This is a genomic window from Phyllobacterium sp. CCNWLW183 (genome assembly GCF_037203775.1).
GTDB classification, from domain to species: Bacteria; Pseudomonadota; Alphaproteobacteria; order Rhizobiales; family Rhizobiaceae; genus Phyllobacterium; species Phyllobacterium ifriqiyense.
This window is the reverse complement of record NZ_JBBCBN010000001.1, coordinates 137,070-159,394: the sequence shown is the minus strand read 5'-3', so window position 1 is coordinate 159,394 and position 22,325 is coordinate 137,070. Positions and strand designations below refer to the sequence as shown.

The following is a 22,325-nucleotide window of genomic DNA, read 5'->3' as shown; positions in this document are numbered from 1 at the left end:
AGGATACCCCGATATGTCTTCATTCCAATCAATCTCGCGTAGAGCCTTTGGCCTTGCCGTAGCTGGCGTCGCAATTGCCGTCGTTACCACTGGCGCAGCTCTTGCCCAGGATGTTCGTACGATAAAGATCGCCACCGCAGCGGAATCCAAGCCGCTGTCCTGGGGTGCAATCGGTGTCGAGCCGCAGGGTTACGAACCTGATGTGCTCAAGGCGATCAATGCCAAGCTGCCTCAATACAAGTTCGTCATGGAAGGCGCTGCAGACATTGCGCAAGAGACCGGCCTTGTCACCGGCAAATATGATATCGCGACCGGCGGCTACTACCGGGCGCCCGCTCGCGAAAAGCAGTTCCTCATCCCTGAAAGCCCAATCGGCGCAAGCCTGATTAAGATCTACAGCCGTAAGGACAGCGGCATCAACGAGATGAAAGATCTGGTCGGCAAGAAGATCGTGCCCGTCACGGCTGGCGGCGGCATCTACAAGTTTGCCACGGCGTGGCAGGAAAAGAACCCCGACACCAAGATCGAGATCACTGCATCCAGTGCCGGCATCCCTTATCCTGACCGTCTGAAAGAAGTCGAGAACGGCAAGTATGATGCGCTCGTCCTGCCTTCCAATCTCGGTGAGCAGACTGTGATCGACCAGCAGAAGCTCAACATCAAGGCGAGCGAACCAGTTGCGATCAACAGCACCTTTATCCTGATCCATCGCTCCGAAGAAAATCAGGCTCTCTCCGATGGCATCGACAAGGCTTTGAAGGAGCTCAAGGCGGACGGCACACTCGCCAAGCTGTCGCAGAAATGGTTCGGCGAAGACATCACCACCTACATGAAATAACGCCGCGCCTGACGGTCAAAGCCCAAACTGAAAGAAGGAGTGCAAGGTGGATCTTTCGATAATGGTTCCCGAGTTGTTGAAGGCATTGCCGCTGACGCTCGCGATAACATTCACGGCCATGATCGTCGGCTTCTGCCTGGCGTTGATCGCAACGACGTTCCGGGTGCGCAGGATACCAGTGATCAGCCAACTGGCTGACCTTTACGTGTCCTATGCCCGGAGCGTCCCTGTGGTGCTCCAGTTGTTCGTAGCGTTTTACGGGCTTCCTCTTGTGGTAGCCTTATTCGAGGTTGAGGATTTCGTGTCACCGAACGTCGCTGCGATTGTCGGTCTCAGCCTCTATCATGGCGGTTATCTGTCGGAGGTCCTGCGTCCAGCCTACCTCGCCATTGACCGGGGCCAGCATGATGCAGCCGACAGTCTCGGCTACACATTTCTAAAGAAGCTTTTGCGCGTCGTCGGCCCGCAGGCTATCCATATCGCCCTGCCCGGCTACGGCAATGCCATCATCTATCTCATCCATAACGTGGCACTGGTCATGTATATCGGCGCGGCTGATGTGATGGCGACGGCGCATCTTGTTATGGAGCGGGATTACAACCAGTACCAGTTCGAAACCTACCTCGTGCTGGCGGTAATTTATTCGCTTTTATGCCTGGTGGCATGGCTGATCGTACGCTTTTTTGAAGCGCGAAACGCAAAGTTTACCTCCAACACCACGCCGGCCGCAGCCACACTGATGCCAAGCGTCTGATTGAAGAGAAGTTCATCACATGTTCGCTTCCGAAGTCCTCCTCCCCGATCTGTACGACATTCTCGGCGCTGTTCCCGTTACACTCGGCATGGCGCTGATCATCTTTGTTTGCTCAACGATTATCGGCAGTTTGTTCGCGATGATCGAATACCGACGGATTCCCGTACTGCGTGAAATTGTGGTCGCCTATAAGGTCGCCTTCAAGGGTGTCCCAATGGTTATCGTGATCTTCCTCGCCTATTACGGGCTCCCGCCAGCCACGCGTTTCCTCGCTTCCCTTGTTGGGTTAGATTACAATGGCCATGCAACTCCAAACTGGGTGACGCTCATTGTCGCCTTGACCGCTTGTGTTGCAGCATTTCAGGCTGAGGTCGTGAAGGGTGCGCTGAATTCTTTTGACACTGGCCAAGCTGATGCGGCCTATTCGTTGGGCTACAAGAAGAGCCAGGTGTTTCGGCGTGTCATGCTTCCGCAAGTGATTGTTGCGGCCATCCCGGACCTTGCCAATTCAATCATGGTGATCATGAAGGCGCTATCCCTGGGGTTTGCAATCGAGGTTGTCGATATTTTTGCCCAATCACAATTGAGCGCTGCGCTGAATTTCTATTATCTGGAAGCGTTTCTCATCGCCGTCGTAGTTTACATGGTCATTGCCTATATCGTCACATATGCAGCAGACCGAATGGAACGTGCCCTTAGGGTTTGGGCGTAGCGACCAAAGATTACAAGGTGGAGGGTGTTACGCTTTCGCGCATGCGCTGACGCTCTGCGACCACCAGCATGTCCAGAAATGCCTTGACCTTGGCGGGGCGAAACCGGGCGGCAGGAAATACGGCATGAATACCTCCTTGCGGCAATGACCATTCCGGGAAAAGTCGTACGAGTTTTCCAGCTTGCATATCGGCCTTGGCCAAGTAGTCGGGAAAAACCGAAACTCCAATTCCTGCCAGCGTGCAGGCATAGGCTGACGGTGTCTTGTCCGCCATCATGATGGGACGAATTTCAACGGTCAAAGCTTCCGTTTGTCCGCGTGAAAACGTCCAGCGAAAAGGGTTCTTCAAAGCCCCATTGGCGATCCATGGTAGGTTGCACGCCTCTGCTGGGGTTAAGTCAGCTGGAATGCGAGCGGCAACAGATGGTGTTGCGGCAAGTATCTGTTCAAACGTGCCGATCCGACGTGCCTGATGACTGGTATCGGTTAGCCATCCGACTCGAATCGATAAGTCGATTTGGTCAGCGATCAGGTCGCTCACGCTGTCGTCGAAGATCACGTCGACCCGCATCTGCGGATATGCCTGCATATACGATGCAATCGTGGGTGCTACGACAGCAGTGCCATAGTCGAGCGGGGCCGTTAACGTCAGCGTTCCTGAAGGCTCCGTGCTGCGAAGCGACAATTCCCCGTAGGCGGCTTCCGCCTCTCTTAAGATGAGTATGCAACGCTTATAGAACAGATTGCCCTCTTCGGTTGCATGTAGACGGCGTGTCGTACGCAAAAGCAGCGTTACGCCCAGTTCCTCCTCAAGGCGCGCGATTTGATGACTGACGACCGCCTTGGCGACGCCGAGACGATCAGCAGCCACTGTGAATGAGCCCGCTTCGATAACCGAGGTAAAGAAGATGAGCCGGTTCAGATTGAGAAGATCACGCATGTTTGTCTCATTAAATCGTACAGTCTGTATGATTGATTGATATTTATTACCGCATCAAGGCGTGAAATAAAGCAGAAAGAGAAATCAGCCTCGGGAAACATCTCATGATCACGCGCCGCGAAACCTTTAAGCTCGCCGCTATTGCCGGCTTGGCGACAGTCCTGCCCCTCGCCTCCGCTCGCTCTAGCAGCAGTGCCCTTGCATGGACGTTTTTCCAGGCAAACGAAGCTGGATTCCGCCGCACGCCGGTGCTTTTGACCGGTGAGAAAGACGCAATTCTGATCGATGGTGGTTTCACTCTTTCCGACGGTAAAGCCGTCGCGGCCGCCATCAAGGCGACTGGCAAGAACCTGACTACGATCTATGTGAGCTGCAACGACCCGGATTATTATTTCAGCCTACGCCCGGTTGTTGAAGCCTTTCCCAAGGCGGCGGTCATTGCCAAGCCGGTCACTGTCGCGGCGATCAAAGCCAATGTTGAGGCCAAGCTGGGTGTTTGGGGACCGCAATTAAAGGAAAACGGTCCGCAGACACTCGCAGACGTCGTGATTCCGGAAGCATCGAGCGCTGCCTCGCTTGACCTTGAGGGAAATACGATCGAGATCGTTGAAATCCCGGACATGCACGACCGTCGCTATCTGTACGTTCCCGCACTCGAAGCGGTGTTCGGCGGCGTGCTGGTTGATTCCGGGAATCATGTCTGGATCGCAGATACAGCCACCATTGAACTGCGCGCGGCATGGGTCAAGGCGCTCGACGGAATCATCGCGCGCGCACCGAAAATCGTCGTTCCTGGACATCAGGTCGAAGGGGCCCCGCAAGGCATTGATGCCGTCATGTTTACGCGTGATTATCTTATTGCTTTTGACAAAGAAATGGCTCGCACGAAAAACAGCGCGGAACTGATCGCAGCCATGACCAAGCTTTACCCGAACCTCGCCGATGTCTCTTCGCTCGAACTCGGCGCGAAGGTGGCAAAGGGCGAGATGAAGTGGGGCTGAACCTCTATTATATTCATCCAATATTCATCTGAAAAAGCTCATTCTGGACGCCTCATTCAGGAGGAATAAGCATGAGGAAAATAGTATCTGGAATTTTCGCAGGCGCTTTAAGCTTAGCAATGGGAGTCACGTCCATCATTCCGGCATCGGCGGCTCCATTTGTCCCTGCCCCGCTCGAAATCAAATCGAGTGTCGAGCAGGTTCAATACCGGCATGACAGGCGCTGGCGTGGCCATCATTGGCGGGGCCATCGCGGCTATCGCCACTCCCGTCCAGGCTATCGCCGCCACAATGATGGCTGGTGGTATCCATTGGCTGCTTTTGGCGCGGGTGCGATCATTGGAGGTGCAATCGCCAATCAGCCTCGCCGGGTTGCCCCGGCCCGCGGCAGCGCCCATGTGCAGTGGTGCTATAACAAATATCGTTCGTACCGTTCATCGGACAATAGCTATCAGCCCTATGGCGGCCCGCGCGCCCAGTGTTATTCACCCTATAATTGATAGCGATGCGTGAGAGGCGGCTTTTCGAAGCCGCCTTTTCCTTTGTTGTCCTCTCGCAAATACCTCCCCGACGAGACCATTTGTTGAATATAGCCCCTGCCCGCCACATATGCGGATGACTGCCGGAAAATGACCAGAATCATATTGGCAGTGTGATTGATGAATTTAATCCCCAATCTGGAGACCGGTTTGACAGCGAAAAGAGCTTTGGTTCTGGTGAACCCCTATGCACGCCGTGGCAAGGCCGGCATTGTTCAAGTCCGGCAACTGCTGGATCAGGCTGACATTGATGTCATCGAAGATACGCCCAGCCGCGGCCAACCCCTTTCTGATCTTATTCACAAACATGCAGGAAACATTGATCTGGTGATTGTCGGAGGCGGTGATGGGTCGCTGAACGACTGCGCCAAGGCTTTGCTCGATACCGGTCTTCCGCTGGGTGTCCTACCGCTCGGTACCGCCAATGACTTTGCCCGTACAATTGGCATTCCTCTGGATATTCCCGCTGCCATCAACAGCATCGTCGAGGGCAAAACGACACTGGTCGATCTCGGCGACGCCAATGGATTTCCGTTTTTCAACGTTGCCAGCATTGGTTTCAGTGCAGATCTGGCTATGTCACTGACAGAAAAAGCCAAGAAATATTGGGGCAAGCTTGGTTATGGTCTGGTTGCAGCGCGGCTTCTTGCGGACTCCCGCCTTTTTACCGCAACTCTCGAACATGATGGGATAAGCGAAGAGCTGCGCACCTTACAGATCGCGGTAGGCAATGGCAGGCATTATGGCGGCGGCATGACTGTTCATGAGGATGCGACGGCGACCGATGGCCTGCTCGATTTTTACAGTCTTGAGGTTGATCACTGGTGGCGTTTGCTCACTCTGCTGCCAAGTCTGCGGAAAGGCACCCATGGTCAGTGGGATGATGTGCGGGCCTTTTCCACCAAGGATCTGACGATTCGCACACGCAAACCACGTCGCGTTAATCTCGACGGTGAGTTGAAAACAGAAACGCCGGTTCGCTTTACCATCCGTGAAAAGGCAATCGCCGTTTTTGTGCCCTGAGCCGGCCACACGCCAGTTAAGGCAGAACCAGCACTACCGGCAAATGGCCGGATGCGTGCAGCGCTTGCAGCAATAGTGCGAATGGTAGGGCTGCGAAACAGTGAAGCGAGTCGAGAAGACCGGTGGCTGCGGCTTCAGTTGAATAGCTGGGCAGTCTTCCGGGGTGCCAGTGGCGCAATCCGGGAATGAATCGCCGGACGTGCCGCCTGTAATATTCATATTCGGTACCGTGCAAGTTAGCCAGAAAACGCTCTTCTCTGGCGATCTTCGATGAAAAGATCATCATTGCCGTGATGCCCGCAGCAATGCCATGACATATTTCCCCCGACCACTATGAACTACACAGTCAGATAGAGCTGTCAGATTGCGCTTGCATTACGCTGAAGCAATTGCGCCTATCAAAAAGCAATGTTATCCATGCGTCGAACATTGAGTATTTTACCAAGAAAGGAGGGCTGCACATGAACGGACCATTCCACCAGCATCGTCGGCGCGGCCCTGTCTACGCCCTGCAATCGCGTTTGCAGGGCTGACCGGAAATCTATTTCAACTTCATATCCTGGTCTGCCCTTCGTTGAGAGCAGCGCCCAACCTGAAATTCAGGCGCGCTGCCAATCGATAATCACCGAGTAATCGCGGGAATATCCCGCATGGATTCGCATCAGAGATGCAGTATCTGCTCGGCAGACCAGAGAATGAACATGACTTTGATCAACGTCAGAAACCTCGGCATCACCCTTGGTGCGCCACTTTTCTCCAAACTTAATCTTTCCATCGCAAATGGCGACCGCCTGGGTATTGTCGCGGCTAACGGGCGGGGTAAATCCACCCTTTTACGCTGTCTTAACGGCGATCTCGAACCAACGACCGGCGATATCACCCGCACACGAGGTCTGCGGGTTGGGCATGTCGAGCAGGTCGTTCCGCACAAACTCATGGGCGTGGCTTTTTATGAGGCGGTGCGCCTTGCCCTGCCCGCTGACCAGATCGACAGTGAGAGTTGGCGAGTTGATATTGTACTGGACTCGCTCGATGTGCCCGAAGAGCTTCGCCAGCGTGCGCTATCGAAACTCAGCGGAGGCTGGCAAAGGCTGGCCATGCTTGCCCGCATTTGGGTGACAGAACCGGATGTTCTGTTGCTGGATGAGCCGACAAATCATCTTGATCTCTCCAAGATCAACCAGCTGGAGCGTTGGATCAATGATCTGCCGCGCGATGTGCCGCTTGTCATCTGCAGTCATGACCGCGCATTTCTCGATGCGACGACAAACCGGACGCTGTTTCTTCGACCTGAGAACTCGCAGATATTCTCGCTGCCTTATAGCCCTGCCCGCCAGGCTTTGGACGAGATTGATGCATCGGAAGCGCGCCGTTTCCAGCGCGATATGAAGGTCGCGCAGCAACTGCGCCACCAGGCTGCAAAACTCAACAACATCGCCATCAATTCGGGTAGCGATCTGTTGACAGTCAAGACCAAGCAACTCAAGCAAAGGGCGGAGCGGCTGGAGGATGCCGCCCGACCGGCGCATCAGGAGCGCTCTTCCGGGGCAATCAAGCTTGCCAATAGCGGCACTCACGCAAAGGTTCTGGTAACGCTGGATGAGGCAGCCGTGTCAACGCCCGACGGTATGCTTCTGTTCAACTCGGGAAAACGCTGGATATGTCAGGGTGACCGTATCGTCCTTCTGGGCTTGAACGGCGCGGGAAAGTCACGCCTTGTCGATATGATCCGCAAGTCTATCATTGATCCGGCAACATCTCAGGTTGGGGTAAAGGCAACGCCTTCTCTGGTTCTTGGCTATGGCGATCAAGCATTGTCAGACCTCTCTGACAGCTCAACGCCGTTCAATACGATCAGCCGCCGGTTTGATATTGGCGATCAGCGGGTTCGCACACTTCTTGCAGGTGCTGGCTTGGGAATCGATATCCAAAACAAGCCAAACAGCATTCTCTCGGGCGGACAAAAAGCCCGGCTTGGAATGCTGGTTCTGCGCCTGTCAAACCCCAACTTCTATCTTTTGGATGAGCCGACAAATCATCTGGATATTGACGGTCAGGAAGCATTGGAAAACGAATTGATGGCGCATGAGGCAAGCTGCCTGGTTGTTTCGCATGATCGCAGTTTCGTTCGGGCAATAGGCAATCGCTTCTGGCTTATCGAGAAGCGTCGCCTGATTGAGGTTGAAAGCCCGGAAGAATTTTTCGCGTCCTTTGCCAAGACCGCCTGATGACGCAAAAATGTTCCGGCGAAGCCCCCATTTCGCCGGAACATTTTAGTGGATGATTGTGGTAGCTTTTCCACGAGTCGCACACACCAGAACAGGTCTTTTCAAGGGAATATCAAATGACTGATTTATCGTCCTTCCCCATTACTAAAAAGTGGCCGGCACAACATCCTGATCGCTTGCAGCTTTATTCCTTTGCCACGCCCAATGGTGTGAAGGTTTCCATAGCCTTGGAAGAACTTGGCCTGGCCTATGAAGCCCACACGGTCAATATCGGTGCCAATGAGACATGGACGCCGGAGTTCCTGTCGCTAAACCCAAATGGCAAGATTCCGGCGATTATTGATCCGAACGGGCCTGGCGGCGAGCCACTAGCCTTGTTTGAATCAGGCGCGATCCTGCTTTACCTTGCCGAGAAGACTGGCAAATTGCTTCCCGCTGATCCTGCCAAGCGCTATGAAACCATCCAATGGGTATTCTTCCAGATGGCAGCCATCGGGCCAATGTTCGGGCAGGTCGGTTTTTTCTACAAGTTTGCCGGTCGTGAGTATGAAGACAAGCGGCCGCTTGAGCGCTACCGCGCTGAATCGCAACGTCTGCTTGGGGTACTTGAAACGCGCCTCGAAGGGCGTGAATGGATTATGGGCGAAGAATACACAATCGCAGATATTTCGATGCTTGGTTGGGTGCGAAACCTTATCGGCTTTTATGGAGCTCGCGAAATCGTGCAGTTCGACGCGCTCAAGAATGTTCCAGCTTGGCTGGAGCGTGGCCTGGCTCGCCCCGCTGTGCAACGTGGTTTGGATATCCCCAAACGTCCAGCATGAAGCTCAAAATCAGGCAGTGTTGAAACTGTTTGCATTGAGAAGCGTTATCCTACACCATAAATAATCTGAGGCCGGGGTCGTTATAATCCCGGTCCCGGCCCATCCCGAAAGGATTGGATATTTGGTAGTAGATGATTTTGATGAAGACGATGAAGATGCATGGGCTGTTCATAATTCCCAGGGTTGGTATCTTGCGATCTTCGGTATCGGTGTCGCCTTCGCAGCTTTGGTCGTCTATATTTGCTGAATTGCCGGTCGCAATTCAGCCCGTACTAATCCAGTGCTGCACGCGCATTTTCTAAAGCGCGCATTGCCGCAAACAGCACTTCCCTGTCGCGCTGATGAGCCTCAAATAACTCGACAAAGGCGGGGTTGCTGATTTCATGCGGCCGTGGTGCAGATTTTGCGCGCAAAAGGCTTTGATCGGCCGCAATTTTAGCAATGGAAACCTGATGTTTGGCCGCGTCGATGCGGGAAAGCGCCTGACGCATTTTGGTATTGATGGTCGTGCGTATTGCCTGCCCTGACAGCACAGATGCCAGAAGCTTTTCGCCGGCCACCGCCGGATTTTCATTTGGAACGACTCGTTCGTTCATCTTGGTTACGCTTTCTGTCCACAATTCAATTTTCCCTAATTATAGGCATTGTTCATGACAGCAGAACGATGGGCCGGTTAAATTCCATGACAAATGGGGTAGGCAATTCCTGTTTTTGTGCAAATTGTGGAATTCAGTTGCAGTTGCTGGACGAAGCCGGGCAAGAGCGCAAACTGATTTGACTGTGTAGACTTATTCAGTTGTAATCGCCGCCGATTGATACGCATGGACTGCAGGAGTGAAATATGGACCGCTATGAAACTTTCGCAACGTGGATATTTATTGTCTTCGGGGCGCTCATCATTGCTGGCCTGATGGCTTTCGCCATTTCCACCGGCGACAAGCCGGCATTTATCTTCGCGCTTGCTGCAGCCTGCAGTGCCTTTTTCCTCGGTTTCGCAGTTATTTTCGACCGGCCGCGGCTTTACGGGCTGATCTTGTTTGTTTCATTTGTAATGATTGCCGGTTCAGTGACCAATATTGTCACTTGAGACGCCAGGGCGGTGGGGCGGACAGCAGATCGCCCGAATCCTTCTGCTAACCGCCCTCAAACTGCAATTCTCCAGTGAATTTTTTCGCTGTTTGGTCGTTTAGTGAAAAATTTGTTCGATAATACAGGGTGCAGGGCAATCTCTATCGTTTCAATCGTGTATCAACTGTTGCATATTGCCTCCAGCTCAATGTGAGATCTCGGCATGGCACTGATTGATGTTACCTCCTGCGAAACGTCACCTTTGAAAAGGCAGCAACTTATTCGCACGGATCGTCTCGGCGTTATTCTCATTTTCGCCGGTGCTCTGGTGTTCCATCTGGCGATACTCTTCAATCTTTTGCCATCGGTGTAAATTAACCAAATATTTTTTACCAAGGCCGGAACCAATTTTCGGCACATGCATTCTGCATGTACTGGTTCCCCCAAACCAGTTTTGGCTAGACCCCACAAGCCAATAGCCCAATCCTCATGCCCCTGAGGGTTGGGCATTTCTTTTTGGGCTGGAGCGCTCTGGCAGGCGCGGTTTTAACGGACCAATTTACAGGACCTTGGAGGAGAAAGATGTCGCTCGAAAATGCCAGACAGGCAATTGAAGCTGCAATTCATAGTGGAGACTTCAAAAGTATGGGCGTGGCAGTATTTAAGGCCATCAATGCTTTGGAAGAAAGAATTAAAGTGTTAGAAGAAGAAAATGAACGGCTAAAGGCGCAATTGAAATAATACGTGCTCAAGCTGATTGTTGAATCTACTGACGATTGTGCTAGACTATAGTTAAGTTGAGTGTAGCGGTGTCTTGAGCCTGAGCCGCACTGAAACGATGCGCGATATATTTATCCAGAGTCCAGTTTGTTAGAGCCGAATCAAGCCTCAACTTGCAAAACCCTTGACCGATTGGCCAGGGGTTTTGTTTGACTGCTTTATATTTGCGATGAGTTCATTATGCCGCGAGAATTGACTGAATATCGTTGATCGAATGGTTGGTCAGCGTTTTTGGAATTTCGCTTACGATTTTGTCTGAAACTTCCTTATGAAATTCCTGACGCATCTGGCCGAGCACGACGGGCGGTGCGATAATTATAAGCCGCTCGAAGTCTCCTTTGTGAGCGAAACCGTAAAGTTCGTCGGCGACTTCTTTTGCAAACCGTTTTTTTGAAATTGCATGCCAGTCTGTCTCTTCAGTGGCGCTCCTATGTGCGCTTGGTCCATCGGAAAAGCGGCCCGGTTTATCTGTCCCCTGCTCGCGCGTTGCCGGATTAGACTGGTTCATTTCATGGATTGTGTGTAATTCGACATTGTTTACCTCGCGCTCGTTGCGGAGAAATAAAGCCTTCTCACCGTCTGCCACTATAACCCACGTGTGACGGTTCAGCATGACGTCCACCATTTTACGCTCCACCTTTCCTGTTTCGGTCTTGGATAAATTTCATTAGGAGTTTCCTTCCATGTGAGGTTGGCTGTGGGCGCCGCTTTGAAATAAGCGGATAAAAACTAACGTCTCGAATCTTGAGATGTTCCAGATTTTTTAGACAGATTGATTGCGCCGAGAGCGTAGTGGAGGACCGAATGAAAATGGTTTTACGCGTTGTTGCAGCCTTGCTGATCATCGCTGGTTGCATATGGACGTTGCAAGGACTGAGTCTGATTGGCGGCAGCTTCATGGTCGGGCAGACGCGTTGGTTGGTCATTGGCCTATGCACGATGATCATGGGTGCGCTTTTGTTGATTTTCCTCCGCCGACAATAAGCCCTTGTCTGGATTTAAGCCACCTCACCTGTTAGAAAACAAAGAGTTAGAACCGCGACTCTGTTGCGGCTAAAAATTCCGGGGAGAGAAAAATGACGGCATGGACCATTATCGTTGAGTTTGAAACGAACGAGGGCAAGGAAGAGGAGTTCCTGACGCGCATTCGCGAACATGCCAGAAAGACGCTTGAAGAAGAGCCCGGTTGTCTGCGTTTTGAGGTTATCAAGCCGGTCCAACGTGACGGAACGCCCATACCCAACAAGGTAATGGTCAATGAGCTTTATGCAAATGAAGCGGCTGTGACCGCCCACGAATCCAATCCTCGGATGCCAAAGGTGCGCGAGGCGAACAAGCCTTTGTTGAAGTCGAGCAGGCTTATTTATGCGCAAGCTGTCGATGGAAAAGTCGCAGCCGAAGGTTTGCGGCCGCAAGAACTCAATGCCAGCAATGATGATTGATTTCGATCATCTGCAACGAAAGTATCATGGTGCAAGTTGCACGTTATGTGTCATGCTTATTTCAAGCCTTGTCATGTTTGCGGGCGGCCATATTGAGAGTCTGGGACGATGAAAATACTTGCCACGGTTGTTATCTTGCCTTGTGTATTGGCGCTGACGGGATGCGGAGCAATGCGTTGGGCCGATAAGAACCCGCCAAGAACTTCGAACTGCGCAGGCTGGAACAAGATAAGAATTAAAGCTGAAACAGCGGTTTATCTGGCGAAGAATGATTTTTCTGCGGGTATCGACATCGATTCACACAATTTGAATGGTCAGAATAATGGCTGCTGGAAATAGCTCTCCAGCTTTGTGCGGAACCAAACATATCCTTCGACGTTTTCCAAACGATAGAACAGCGGAGCGAAATGCCGAATTTCGGTTTTCGACTAATTTGCTGTTTGAATAAATGAACGATCACCATTTGCCGCAGAAAGGCATTCGGCGATCGGGAAATCACAAAGGAATGTTTGGAATGGCAACGAATACATCGAAAGTTCGCGACGCAATTGAAGATGATCTGGAAACGCAGATCGCCTCCTTGCGCAAAGAGCTTTCCACAATCAGCAAATCTTTGTCTGACCAGGGATATGATCTATATGATCAAGCCAGTTCTACATATGATAGTGTGAAGCAAGGTGGGCGCAAGGCAGTGCGGTTTGTTGGTGATGAAGCGCAATATGTGGCGGAAAAAGCCAAGGAAAACCCTTTGACAGCTGTTGCTATTGTGTCCGTCGTGGCCGCAGTCGGGCTGCTGATTGGCCTTAGCGCATATCGCCGCTAAAGCAAATTCCGGGAACGCGAAGCTGGTTTTTTTTCGCCCGCATCGTGAGTAACAACATTGGTTTATACGTTACGAGGCCGGGGCTCTGCCCGGCCTTTTTTATGTTGATACTGAACCTGCCACTATTTTACCGGCTTGCATCGCCAATATTGCTTTCGCAAGGCTGAACAGTTTATGTATTGCGAAATTCATCGGCTTCGTACCGAGGTTGTGTTTGGAAGGCTATGTTTTCAAAATAGCCAGTTCGAGAGTGAGTTATATCCGCGATGGACAAGTTCGAGAATTATGCACTGGCTCTGATGGTCGTGTTCGGTGCACTGATCATTGGCGGCCTTATGGCTGTTCACATAGCCATGATGCATAAGGCTGGCTTTATTCTGGCTCTGAGTGCTGCCGTAGTCGTGTGGGCCGCCGGGTTCGCCGTGCTTTTTGACAAGCCGCGGCTCTACGGTCTTTCGCTCCTCGTTGCAATTGGTCTGATCGCTGGTTCTATAGCAGTACTCGTTGTCTGACGTATTCAACATCATAATCGTGCAATGGCGATAATATGAATATTGTCGTCATATTTTTTTATTTACTTTATTGAGAATAGTTCTAAAGTAGAATGCGTAGAGAGTGAACGTACCTGAAACTTCAGGTTGAGAAAGACATTCCCATGCGACTGACACGTCAAACAAATTATGCCATCCGTATTCTCATGTATTGCGCTGCCAATGATGGCAAGCTTAGCCGTATTGGCGAGATTGCGCAGGCCTATACAGTCTCGGAGCTTTTTCTTTTCAAGATCCTCCAGCCGCTCGTAGAAAATGGTTTCATTGAAACAGTGCGCGGCCGCAATGGCGGCGTGAAGCTTGGCAAGCCTGCGACCGACATTACGCTGTTTGATGTTGTTCGCGTGACTGAAGAGAATTTTGCAATGGCCGAATGCTTTGAAGCTGATGGCGCCGATTGCCCGTTGATCGATAGCTGCGGTTTGAACTCGGCGCTGCGCAAGGCGCTCAACGCGTTCTTCGAAGTGCTGGCCCAATACTCAATCGACGACATCGTGGACAAGCGTGATGTTCGCGCTTTGCTCGGAATAGATGCGCTTGCGCCGCGCCTAGCCACCGCGAGTTGAGTTGGCATTAGCCGGGCGCCCTGCCCGGCATTTTGAAAATAGCGGCGCCATTTTTGTGGCGACTCGCCAGATGCTTCCAGCGATTCGGGGAAGATCGAAGTGTTTTTGCTCAAAAATTGATTGTTTTTGCTGAAGAATTTCCATCAGAAGTGGTAAAAAGATTGTGCCGGGTTGCATGCTTCGGCATTCGCAGCTGGAAATGACGCCAATTTTCACCGGTTGAGACGTTATGACACACGCCATCTCGTGTTAAATTTTACAACCTTTTACAGCCCATTTTGGTCAAATATGATTGAAATGGTTATGTTATTTTCCTAGTTTAGAACTATTCTAAGTTATTGAAATCATGGCGCAATCTGGCCTCCCCGTTTGACACATTGCCCAAAAATCCGTTTTATAGAGCCAGCGTTGCACAAACGCACAACCTTTAATGTTTGGGCCTTGAACCCTTGCGATTGGAGGAACCATTGTCTGGTTCGGAAGTATTACCCGCTTGCGGGAACGTCTTTACAGGTACAAAAAACTGGCTTGAGATCAATTCTCGGCTTATTTTTCGTATTGTAGAGAAAAGATTCAGCATTTCCAATAGTTTGTCTACTTTGCAAAACGGCATTGAACCACGATGCTAGTTTGCCATTGCAATATCATTACCCAGAAAGAGATCGAGAATACTATCATTGAGTTTCTCGATGCTGATCCTTGGCAGCTTCTTGTCCCTGCAAAAATTTACCATGCCCTGAAGAAGCGCGGTCGCTGCTGCGGTTGCTTCCCAAACGTCGTTGAAACCATCATAAAGGTGACGGAAGATTATCACCTCCGCCATGGTCCGAACGACTCCAATGCTGTGTCGTTCATAGACCGTGTGCGGTCATTACGGCACGAATACGGGAGTTCACGACATGAAGGGCGATCCAAGGGTCATCGAGCGGCTTAACGAGGCACTTTTCCTCGAACTGGGAGCCGTCAATCAGTATTGGTTGCATTACCGTCTGCTCGACGACTGGGGCTTCAAAAAGCTGGCCAAGAAAGAACGCGCTGAATCCATTGAAGAGATGCAGCATGCGGATCGTATTATCGAACGCATTATTTTTCTTGAAGGCCACCCAAACCTGCAATCCATTGGCGCATTGCGTATCGGCCAGAACATCAAAGAAGTTCTGGAGGCGGATCTACAAGGCGAGATGGATGCTGTGGCATCCTACAAGAAGTCCCGTGAGATTTGCTCTGAATTGGGCGACTACGTCAGCAAAGAACTCTTTGACGAACTTCTTAAAGACGAGGAAGGTCATGTCGACTTCCTGGAGACCCAGCTTGATTTGCTGAACTCGATTGGTATCGAGCGCTATGGCATGCTCAATGCCGCTTCGGCTGACGAAGCCGGCTGATATCGTTTTTACGAGTTCCGGGAAAAATGCCTAAGGGCTTTTCACCCGGAGTTGTAAAAACAAAAAAAGGGCGCCAAAAGCGCCCTTTTTATTATGGTTGGTTCAAGCTCAATTGGGCAGCTTGTCGTCCACGCCTGCGACGTAGAAATTCATGCTCAAAATGGTCTTGTCGTCGGCGGTCTCACCGGCCTTCAGCCATTCGGAACCATCCTGCTTTTTCAGCGGGCCGGTAAACGGCTTCAGTTCGCCGGAAGTGATCTTCGCCTGTGTTTCTTCGGCGAGCTTCTTCACATCCTCTGGCATATTTGTGTAGGGCGCCATGACGACCAGCCCTTCCTTCATGCCTTCGAAAACATTGTGCGACTTCCAACTGCCGTCGATAACAGCCTTGGCACGTTCAATATAGTATGGGCCCCAATTATCGACGATTGATGTCAATTGAGTTTCAGGACCGAATTTGATCATATCGGAGGCCTGACCGAAGGCTTTGATTTTGCGCTCAGATGCCACCTGCATTGGTGCTGTCGAATCCGTGTGCTGGGTGATGATATCAACGCCCTGATCGACGAGCGCCTTAGCTGCGTCGGCTTCCTTACCAGGATCAAACCAGGAGTTCGCCCAGATTACTTTGACCTTGAAATCTGGATTGACCGACTGCGCGCCAAGCATGAATGCGTTAATGCCCTGCACGACTTCCGGGATCGGGAATGAGCCAATATAACCGGCAATGCCTGCCTTCGACATTTTCGCAGCTATGACGCCCTGTACGTAGCGGCCTTCGTAAAAACGCGAATTATAGACCGAAACATTTTCAGCAGTTTTATATCCCGTAGCATGTTCAAACTTCACGTCCGGGAACTTCTGCGCGACTTTGATAGTCGGATCCATATAACCGAAAGATGTTGTGAAAATCAGCTTGTTACCAGCACGGGCAAGGCGTTCAATTGAACGCTCTGCATCTGCGCCCTCTGGAACGCTTTCAAGAAATGTCGTCTCAACCTGATCGCCGAGCGCCTTCTCCATCTCTTTGCGGCCTTGATCGTGCTGGTATGTCCAGCCAAAATCACCGGGCGGTCCGATATAGATAAAGCCAACCTTCAGCTTTTCCGCTGCGAAGGCAGCGCCTGTCACAGCAAAGCTGGTAACCCCAAGGGTCGCAGCTATTGTCAGCCCCATAATCAGTTTTTTCATTAAAGTTCACCTCTCTGTTAAAGCAATGCGTTGTTTTGGTCCTGTTCCCGCGCGAGGGATGTGAATGTTAATTCACTCCACTAGCGATCAGGTACAAAAGCTTTGCCAAGCGATGTTGGCGTATTCATCAGCGTCAGACGCTTGTTTCGAGAAATCAAGACAAGAACGATGATCGTTGCAAGATAGGGCAATGCTGACATGAGCTGCGACGGAACACCGATACCTAGAGCCTGAGCATGCAACTGCCCAATGGTAACTGCTCCAAACAGATAAGCACCTGCCATGATGCGCCAGGGCCGCCATGAAGCAAAAACCACCAGCGCCAATGCAATCCAACCGCGCCCGGAACTCATATTTTCAACCCATTGCGGCACGTAAACCAGCGATAGCTGTGCACCGGCAAGACCGGCGCAGGCGCCCCCAAACAGCACGGCGAGGTAGCGAATCCGGATTACCGGAACCCCCAAGGCATGGGCTGAAGTGTGGTTGTCGCCGACAGAGCGAAGCGTCAATCCGGCGCGAGTTTTGAACAGGAACCACGCGACGCCGATGGTCAGAAGAATGGAAATGTAGAAGATAGGGTCCTGTCCAAAGAAGAACTTTCCGATATAGGGTAAGTCTGTAAGCCCTTGAATATAAAGAGACTGCATGCGTATTCCGGGCAATCCCACAAAGCTTTCACCGATCATTGCGGAAGCTCCGAGGCCAAGCAAGGTGAGTGCCAGACCGGTAGCAACTTGATTGGTCGCAAGGCTCAATGTCAGAAAACCGAAAAGCAGTGAAAAGGCAGCGCCGGCAAGCACGGCAGCCAGAAGGCCAAGCCAAGCAGAGCCGGTCATTTGCGCGGCAGCAAAGCCAGAAACCGCCCCCATGATCATCATGCCCTCAACGCCGAGATTGAGAACGCCCGAACGTTCAACGACGAGCTCGCCCAAGGCAGCGATCAGCAGCGGTGTGGCAGCCGTTGCAATCGTCAGAAGAATGGCCTCGAACATCGTCATTTCACGCGCCTTTCGCCGCTGCATCGCCCAAACGGGACACAATCCGGATGCGATAATAAATCAAGGTGTCACTGGCGAGGATAAAAAACAGCATTATCCCTTGGAAGATTCGGGCTGATTTTTCTGAAATACCCAATGAAATTTGGGCTGCTTCGCCACCAAGATAAGTTAGGGCGAGCACTAAACCTGCAGCAACTATCCCCAGCGGGTTGAGCCGGCCGAGAAATGCCACGATGATCGCCGTAAAGCCGTAGCCCGGCGAAATACTGGTGCGAAGTTGCCCGACGGCGCCGGACACTTCAGCTATTCCTGCAAGTCCCGCCAGGGCACCTGAGATCAGGAATGCAAAAAAGGTCAGTCGCCCTGCGCTGAATCCAGCAAAACGCCCTGCCCGAGCGCTACGGCCGAATACCTTTATTTCAAAGCCGCTTAGCGTGCGCGAGAGCGTGAACCACACGGCAAGGGCAGCAATCAACGCCAGTATAAACCCCCAATGGGCCCTGCCCGATTCTGTCCAGATTTCCGGAAGAACGGCACTTGCGTTGAACTGTATTGTTTCGGGAAAATTATATCCTTGCGGATTGCGCCATGGACCGCGCACCAGCCAATCCAAAAACAGCTGCGCTACATAAACCAGCATCAGACTTGTCAGGATTTCGTTGGTGTTGAACCGCACTTTCAGGAAAGCCGGAATTGTTGCATAGGCCGCGCCACCGGCCATGCCCAGCAGAAGCATCAGTGGCAAGACGTACCAGCCTTGAAAGTCAGGAAAAACAATTGGAAGAAACGAACCAGCAATGCCACCGGCGATAAACTGCCCTTCCGCACCAATGTTCCAATTATTCGAAAGAAAACAAACCGATAGGCCAACCGCAATGAGGATCAGCGGCGCTGCTTTTATCAGTAGCTCGTGAATGGACCAGACTTCGGTCAATGGCTCAATGAAATAGGAATAAAGAGCAGCAAACGGGTTTTTGCCAAGAATGGAAAACAGGATCGCGCCTGCTATCAGAGTCAGGAATAGCGCGATGAAAGGAGATAATGCGCTGAACAAAGCCGAATGCTGCGGGCGCCTGACAAGTTCTATCCGCATCAAGCCGCTCCTGCATGTGAAGTAGCCGATATATCCGCGCCGCCCATCATCAGCCCTGCGCGCTCCATTGTCATGGCTTCGATTGGTATGGGCTGGGACAATCTTCCATGGACCATGGCTGCCATCATGTCGGAAATTTCAAACAATTCATCAAGATCCTGGCTTATGACCACGACAGCGGCGCCGTTACGGGCAAGATTGACCAAAGCTTGCCGAATGAGCGCAGCAGCACCCGCATCGACACCCCATGTTGGCTGATTGACGACCAGCACTGACGGATTGCGGTCAAGCTCCCTACCGATGAGGAATTTCTGCAAATTTCCGCCTGAAAGTGCCGAAGCATCGGGATTATCGGCGCTTTTGCGTACATCCATGCGAGACACTATACGTTTGGCTGCCATTGCAAGGCTTGATTGGGCAATAAGTTTGAACAAACCGCCGGAAACGAATACTTTCTTATCGGTAGAATGGCGCGACAACAGCAAATTTTGCGTCAATGCCATGTCCGGCACGGCTCCATGCCCGAGGCGCTCTTCCGGTACGAATGCTGCGCCAAGTTTGCGACGCGCGGAAATACCGATCTGACTGGCATCAATCCCGCGAATTGTCACTTTGCCAGATTGTTCCTGTCGTATCTCGCCGGAAATTGCGTCGAATAATTCACCCTGCCCATTGCCGGCAACGCCAGCAATACCAAGAACTTCGCCCGCATTCACTACAAGGTTGATGTCGTGCAACGCGATGGAAAAAGGTCCGCGTGGTCTTTGTGAGAGGCCGCTTATCTGCAATAGCGGCAGCGGCTTGTTATCCGATTTTTCTACTGCCGGTCGTTCAATGATATGAATGTCGCTTCCAACCATCATTCGTGCCAATGAAGAGGCTGTTTCGCCACGCGGGTCGCAATGACCGACTACTTTACCGTGCCGCAATACCGTTGCCCGGTCGCAGAGCCGCCGCACCTCTTCGAGCCTGTGGCTGATGTAAAGGATCGACTTTCCTTCAGAACGCAGCCGCTCCAGCGTGAGGAATAGCAGATCAGCCTCCTGTGGCGTGAGCACTGAAGTAGGCTCATCAAGAATGATCAGGTCAGGGTTTTGCAGGAGGCAGCGAATAATCTCGATCCGTTGACGCTCCCCAACGGAAAGATCACCCACCAGCGCTTCCGGATCAACCGGCAATCCATAGGTTTGACCAATCTGTCTGGCGCGCTCGGCAATGCTATCGAGCGGCGCTTTCTCGTCGAGCGACAGGGCAATATTTTCCGCTGTAGTCAGCGCGTCGAAAAGCGAAAAATGCTGGAAAACCATGCCGATACCGAACGATCTTCCCACAGCAGGGCTTGCGACCGTGACCGACTGCCCCTTCCAGAAGATTTCGCCGGATGTTGGCTGCAATGCACCGAACAGCATTTTAACGAGCGTGGATTTGCCCGCACCATTTTCCCCAAGCAACGCATGAATCTCACCGGCGCCGATTGATAAATCGATCCCGTCACACGCTTTCAACGTTCCAAAAATTTTGGTGAGCTTGTTTGCTTCCAGTAGCGGATTTTTAGAGCCGTCTTTTGTTGTTGTTGTCATCGTTCCCCGCGGCCAAGACCGGGATTGATCCTACGTCAGGCATATTCCGCTTGGGAAGTGCAAACTGTAAGTTGCGGCTATTTGCGCACATTATTCGTGCATCAACAAAAAAGGATTAAGGAATAAGCACCGTCGTGCCTGTTGTTTTGCGCGATTCGAGTTGCTGATGTGCTTCAGCAGCGTCTTTTAACGGAAAGCTCTGCCCCACTTCTATGCGAATAATGCCTTTCGCAACAAGGTCAAACAGTTCGCTTGATGCTTTCACGAGCGCTTCGCGCGCAGCTACATAAGTTACCAGTGTTGGGCGAGACAGGAAGAGAGAACCTTTCCGTGCCAGCACGCCAAGGTCGAATGGCGGAACCGGTCCTGAAGATTGCCCAAAACAAACCAGCATGCCCAGGGGCCTCAGGCAATCCAGCGAGCCTTCAAATGTATCCTTGCCGACAGAATCATAAACGACATCGACACCCTTGCCGCCGGTTAATTCTCGAACCCGCTCAACAAAGTTTTCGGTTCGGTAATTGATGACATGGTCGTAACCATGTTCCAGCGCCAGCTTGACCTTTTCATCAGAGCCAGCAGTCCCGATCACTGTCGCTCCGAGGTGTTTTGCCCACTGCCCTGCGATTAATCCCACGCCTCCCGCGGCAGCGTGAAACAGAATAGTGTGGCCTTGTTTTACCGGAAAAGTCTGCCGCAAAAGATATTGCGCGGTCATTCCCTTAAGCATCATGGAAGCGGCCTGCTCAAACGCTATAGCGTCGGGCAGTTTGACGAGCCGTACCGCCGGGATCAGCCGTTCTTCGGCATAGGAGCCCATTGGATCGGCATAGGCCACGCGGTCACCAGGTTTAAAATCTTGCACGTCAGCTGCAACAGACAAAACGACACCGGCACCCTCATTGCCCGGGACAAAGGGCAAGCCCTTAGGCGCGGGGTAGAGTCCAGTGCGAAAATAAACATCGAGGAAATTCAAGCCTATCGCTTCATTGCGGATATGAACTTCGCCGGGCCCGGGAGCGGCAATCGATATATCTTCATAGGTCAGAACCTCAGGACCGCCTGTGTGATGAACTCGAATAGCTTTAACCATTATGCCTTCTCCGTCCGTCCCAGATTGGGAAATAGCTGCATCACCGCGCCGATGCAGAAGAGATAAATACCGGTCGCCGAAATGCCGACGCGCACCCATAGTGGCGAATCCAGCTGCTGATACAGGGATAGAGCACCAAGTGCGCACCAGATGAAAAATATCGCCAGATTAAGCGGGCGTAGCCGCTGAACGCGCACTGGATGAAGAAAATAAATCGGCAGGAAGGAAACGATTGCGGCAGCCAGTACGATGGCGAATGCGACCCATTCGCCGGGCCGAACGATGAACAAGGTGAAAACCACCATATTCCAAACAACAGGAAACCCCTTGAAGAAGTTCTCTTTGGTTTTCATGCCCGTATCGGCATAGTAAATTGCACTTGAAACGACGATAATCGCAGCGGCAAGAAATGACAGCCCCTCGCCCATGAAACCACGCTGATAGAGCGCGAAGGCGGGTATGAGCACATAGGTCATATAATCGATAATATTGTCCAGCAATTCGCCAGACCAGTTGGGAAGGACATATTTCACGTCCAGCTTACGGGCAATCGGCCCATCAATCCCGTCGACAAAAAGGGCCAGCCCCAGCCACCAGAACATTGCAGTCCAGCTTTCTTCGCTGGCGGCGACTACGGATAAAAAAGCCAGGAAAGAGCCGGAAGCTGTAAGAAGATGGACAGAAAATGCCTTTGCCTGCGGTGCGGTGACCTTCTTTGGCTTCATGCCTTTGGGTAAAGTCGGTTTTTTCACAGTCCGCGCCAATCTGCTGCATGATAATTTTCTGCTCACCATCATATCTTATGAGGAGATGAGCAATTTGTGAGAAGCTTTTCTTGAAAACGGCCCAAAGTGCAAGCAAAGAAGCTTATATAAGCTGTTGAAAGCTATGAA

Annotated in this window: 30 protein-coding genes; 20 read left to right on the top strand and 10 right to left on the bottom strand. The window is 51.8% G+C overall.

The genetic code is table 11. From position 1 onward, the window contains the following. The first annotated feature begins 13 nt into the window (after positions 1–13). The 3 genes from V9K95_RS00810 to V9K95_RS00800 are packed head-to-tail and all read left to right on the top strand — an operon-like array spanning position 14 to position 2,304. Positions 14–838, top strand: a complete 825-nt coding sequence (locus V9K95_RS00810) for a transporter substrate-binding domain-containing protein (RefSeq protein ID WP_115053084.1) — start codon at positions 14–16, stop codon at positions 836–838. 46 nt (positions 839–884) lie between these two features. Next, positions 885–1,592: an amino acid ABC transporter permease gene (locus tag V9K95_RS00805; protein ID WP_307284984.1), complete on the top strand. Its 708-nt coding sequence runs from the start codon at positions 885–887 to the stop codon at positions 1,590–1,592. Between the two features lie 19 nt (positions 1,593–1,611). Continuing rightward, the gene (locus V9K95_RS00800) at positions 1,612–2,304 is read left to right on the top strand and encodes an amino acid ABC transporter permease (RefSeq protein ID WP_115053086.1); all 693 of its coding nucleotides are present in this window, start codon (positions 1,612–1,614) and stop codon (positions 2,302–2,304) included. 10 nt (positions 2,305–2,314) lie between these two features. On the opposite strand, the gene V9K95_RS00795 is transcribed toward V9K95_RS00800, so the two are convergent. Next, the gene (locus V9K95_RS00795; protein ID WP_336440108.1) at positions 2,315–3,244 is read right to left on the bottom strand and encodes a LysR family transcriptional regulator; all 930 of its coding nucleotides are present in this window, start codon (positions 3,242–3,244) and stop codon (positions 2,315–2,317) included. A gap of 104 nt (positions 3,245–3,348) precedes the next feature. Here V9K95_RS00795 and V9K95_RS00790 point away from each other — a divergent pair, with 104 nt between their 5' ends. From V9K95_RS00790 to V9K95_RS00780, 3 genes are all read left to right on the top strand, one after another. Further along, positions 3,349–4,245: an MBL fold metallo-hydrolase gene (locus V9K95_RS00790; protein WP_336440109.1), complete on the top strand. Its 897-nt coding sequence runs from the start codon at positions 3,349–3,351 to the stop codon at positions 4,243–4,245. Between the two features lie 71 nt (positions 4,246–4,316). Next, positions 4,317–4,745: a BA14K family protein gene (locus V9K95_RS00785; protein ID WP_336440110.1), complete on the top strand. Its 429-nt coding sequence runs from the start codon at positions 4,317–4,319 to the stop codon at positions 4,743–4,745. 189 nt (positions 4,746–4,934) lie between these two features. Beyond that, complete coding sequence (locus V9K95_RS00780; protein ID WP_336440111.1) at positions 4,935–5,807, top strand: lipid kinase; 873 nt, start codon at positions 4,935–4,937, stop codon at positions 5,805–5,807. Positions 5,808–5,823: 16 nt separating this feature from the next. Here the strand turns inward: V9K95_RS00780 and V9K95_RS00775 are convergent, their stop codons facing one another. After that, positions 5,824–6,093, bottom strand: a complete 270-nt coding sequence (locus V9K95_RS00775) for a hypothetical protein (protein ID WP_336440112.1) — start codon at positions 6,091–6,093, stop codon at positions 5,824–5,826. A gap of 415 nt (positions 6,094–6,508) precedes the next feature. Between V9K95_RS00775 and V9K95_RS00770 the strand changes: the two genes are divergently transcribed. The 3 genes from V9K95_RS00770 to V9K95_RS00760 all read left to right on the top strand — a co-directional run bounded on the left by V9K95_RS00770 (position 6,509) and on the right by V9K95_RS00760 (position 9,106). Continuing rightward, complete coding sequence (locus V9K95_RS00770) at positions 6,509–8,035, top strand: ABC-F family ATP-binding cassette domain-containing protein (protein ID WP_336440113.1); 1,527 nt, start codon at positions 6,509–6,511, stop codon at positions 8,033–8,035. Between the two features lie 116 nt (positions 8,036–8,151). After that, positions 8,152–8,859, top strand: a complete 708-nt coding sequence (locus V9K95_RS00765; protein ID WP_115053091.1) for a glutathione S-transferase N-terminal domain-containing protein — start codon at positions 8,152–8,154, stop codon at positions 8,857–8,859. A 121-nt stretch (positions 8,860–8,980) separates the two neighbouring features. Beyond that, positions 8,981–9,106 carry a hypothetical protein gene (locus tag V9K95_RS00760; protein WP_307284959.1) on the top strand — a complete coding sequence of 42 codons (126 nt, stop codon included), beginning with the start codon at positions 8,981–8,983 and terminating at the stop codon, positions 9,104–9,106. 25 nt (positions 9,107–9,131) lie between these two features. On the opposite strand, the gene V9K95_RS00755 is transcribed toward V9K95_RS00760, so the two are convergent. Further along, complete coding sequence (locus tag V9K95_RS00755; RefSeq protein ID WP_115053092.1) at positions 9,132–9,455, bottom strand: hypothetical protein; 324 nt, start codon at positions 9,453–9,455, stop codon at positions 9,132–9,134. A gap of 245 nt (positions 9,456–9,700) precedes the next feature. Here V9K95_RS00755 and V9K95_RS00750 point away from each other — a divergent pair, with 245 nt between their 5' ends. The 3 genes from V9K95_RS00750 (at position 9,701) to V9K95_RS00740 (ending at position 10,668) form a co-directional block, all read left to right on the top strand. Beyond that, positions 9,701–9,946, top strand: a complete 246-nt coding sequence (locus V9K95_RS00750; protein WP_115053093.1) for a hypothetical protein — start codon at positions 9,701–9,703, stop codon at positions 9,944–9,946. Positions 9,947–10,150: 204 nt separating this feature from the next. Continuing rightward, positions 10,151–10,300, top strand: coding sequence for a hypothetical protein (locus V9K95_RS00745; RefSeq protein WP_336440114.1), 150 nt, complete (start codon positions 10,151–10,153; stop codon positions 10,298–10,300). Between the two features lie 209 nt (positions 10,301–10,509). Continuing rightward, positions 10,510–10,668: a hypothetical protein gene (locus tag V9K95_RS00740; protein ID WP_336440115.1), complete on the top strand. Its 159-nt coding sequence runs from the start codon at positions 10,510–10,512 to the stop codon at positions 10,666–10,668. A gap of 217 nt (positions 10,669–10,885) precedes the next feature. Here the strand turns inward: V9K95_RS00740 and V9K95_RS00735 are convergent, their stop codons facing one another. Further along, positions 10,886–11,332, bottom strand: a complete 447-nt coding sequence (locus V9K95_RS00735) for a host attachment family protein (RefSeq protein ID WP_336440116.1) — start codon at positions 11,330–11,332, stop codon at positions 10,886–10,888. A gap of 179 nt (positions 11,333–11,511) precedes the next feature. On the opposite strand from V9K95_RS00735, the gene V9K95_RS00730 reads away from it, so the two are divergent. The 8 genes from V9K95_RS00730 to bfr all read left to right on the top strand — a co-directional run bounded on the left by V9K95_RS00730 (position 11,512) and on the right by bfr (position 15,474). Next, positions 11,512–11,691, top strand: coding sequence for a hypothetical protein (locus V9K95_RS00730; RefSeq protein WP_115053095.1), 180 nt, complete (start codon positions 11,512–11,514; stop codon positions 11,689–11,691). Between the two features lie 92 nt (positions 11,692–11,783). After that, entirely contained in the window at positions 11,784–12,149 is a 366-nt protein-coding gene (locus V9K95_RS00725) for a putative quinol monooxygenase (RefSeq protein WP_115053096.1), read from the top strand. A 108-nt stretch (positions 12,150–12,257) separates the two neighbouring features. After that, positions 12,258–12,488, top strand: coding sequence for a hypothetical protein (locus tag V9K95_RS00720; protein ID WP_115053097.1), 231 nt, complete (start codon positions 12,258–12,260; stop codon positions 12,486–12,488). Between the two features lie 175 nt (positions 12,489–12,663). Next, positions 12,664–12,972: a hypothetical protein gene (locus tag V9K95_RS00715; RefSeq protein WP_162802494.1), complete on the top strand. Its 309-nt coding sequence runs from the start codon at positions 12,664–12,666 to the stop codon at positions 12,970–12,972. 266 nt (positions 12,973–13,238) lie between these two features. Next, positions 13,239–13,484, top strand: a complete 246-nt coding sequence (locus tag V9K95_RS00710) for a hypothetical protein (RefSeq protein ID WP_115053099.1) — start codon at positions 13,239–13,241, stop codon at positions 13,482–13,484. Between the two features lie 143 nt (positions 13,485–13,627). Further along, entirely contained in the window at positions 13,628–14,089 is a 462-nt protein-coding gene (gene rirA, locus V9K95_RS00705; protein WP_115053100.1) for an iron-responsive transcriptional regulator RirA, read from the top strand. Between the two features lie 622 nt (positions 14,090–14,711). Continuing rightward, complete coding sequence (locus V9K95_RS00700; protein ID WP_115053102.1) at positions 14,712–15,023, top strand: (2Fe-2S)-binding protein; 312 nt, start codon at positions 14,712–14,714, stop codon at positions 15,021–15,023. Further along, complete coding sequence (bfr, locus tag V9K95_RS00695; RefSeq protein ID WP_115053103.1) at positions 14,989–15,474, top strand: bacterioferritin; 486 nt, start codon at positions 14,989–14,991, stop codon at positions 15,472–15,474. The genes V9K95_RS00700 and bfr overlap by 35 nt, the downstream gene beginning before the upstream one ends. A gap of 108 nt (positions 15,475–15,582) precedes the next feature. Here bfr and V9K95_RS00690 read toward each other — a convergent pair whose 3' ends face one another. The 6 genes from V9K95_RS00690 to pcsA form a co-directional block, all read right to left on the bottom strand. Further along, positions 15,583–16,665, bottom strand: coding sequence for a BMP family ABC transporter substrate-binding protein (locus V9K95_RS00690; protein WP_115053104.1), 1,083 nt, complete (start codon positions 16,663–16,665; stop codon positions 15,583–15,585). 80 nt (positions 16,666–16,745) lie between these two features. After that, entirely contained in the window at positions 16,746–17,666 is a 921-nt protein-coding gene (locus V9K95_RS00685) for an ABC transporter permease (protein WP_336440117.1), read from the bottom strand. 1 nt (position 17,667) lies between these two features. After that, positions 17,668–18,759: an ABC transporter permease gene (locus V9K95_RS00680; RefSeq protein WP_336440118.1), complete on the bottom strand. Its 1,092-nt coding sequence runs from the start codon at positions 18,757–18,759 to the stop codon at positions 17,668–17,670. Further along, on the bottom strand, positions 18,759–20,339 hold the full coding sequence (locus V9K95_RS00675) for an ABC transporter ATP-binding protein (protein WP_336440119.1): 1,581 nt from the start codon (positions 20,337–20,339) through the stop codon (positions 18,759–18,761). Before V9K95_RS00675 ends, V9K95_RS00680 begins: the two co-directional genes overlap by 1 nt. A 115-nt stretch (positions 20,340–20,454) precedes the next feature. Further along, positions 20,455–21,432 carry a quinone oxidoreductase family protein gene (locus V9K95_RS00670; RefSeq protein ID WP_115053108.1) on the bottom strand — a complete coding sequence of 326 codons (978 nt, stop codon included), beginning with the start codon at positions 21,430–21,432 and terminating at the stop codon, positions 20,455–20,457. Further along, a complete protein-coding gene (gene pcsA / locus V9K95_RS00665) occupies positions 21,432–22,157 on the bottom strand; it encodes a phosphatidylcholine synthase (protein ID WP_115053109.1) in 726 nt (241 codons plus the stop codon). Before pcsA ends, V9K95_RS00670 begins: the two co-directional genes overlap by 1 nt. Between the last annotated feature and the right edge of the window lie 168 nt (positions 22,158–22,325).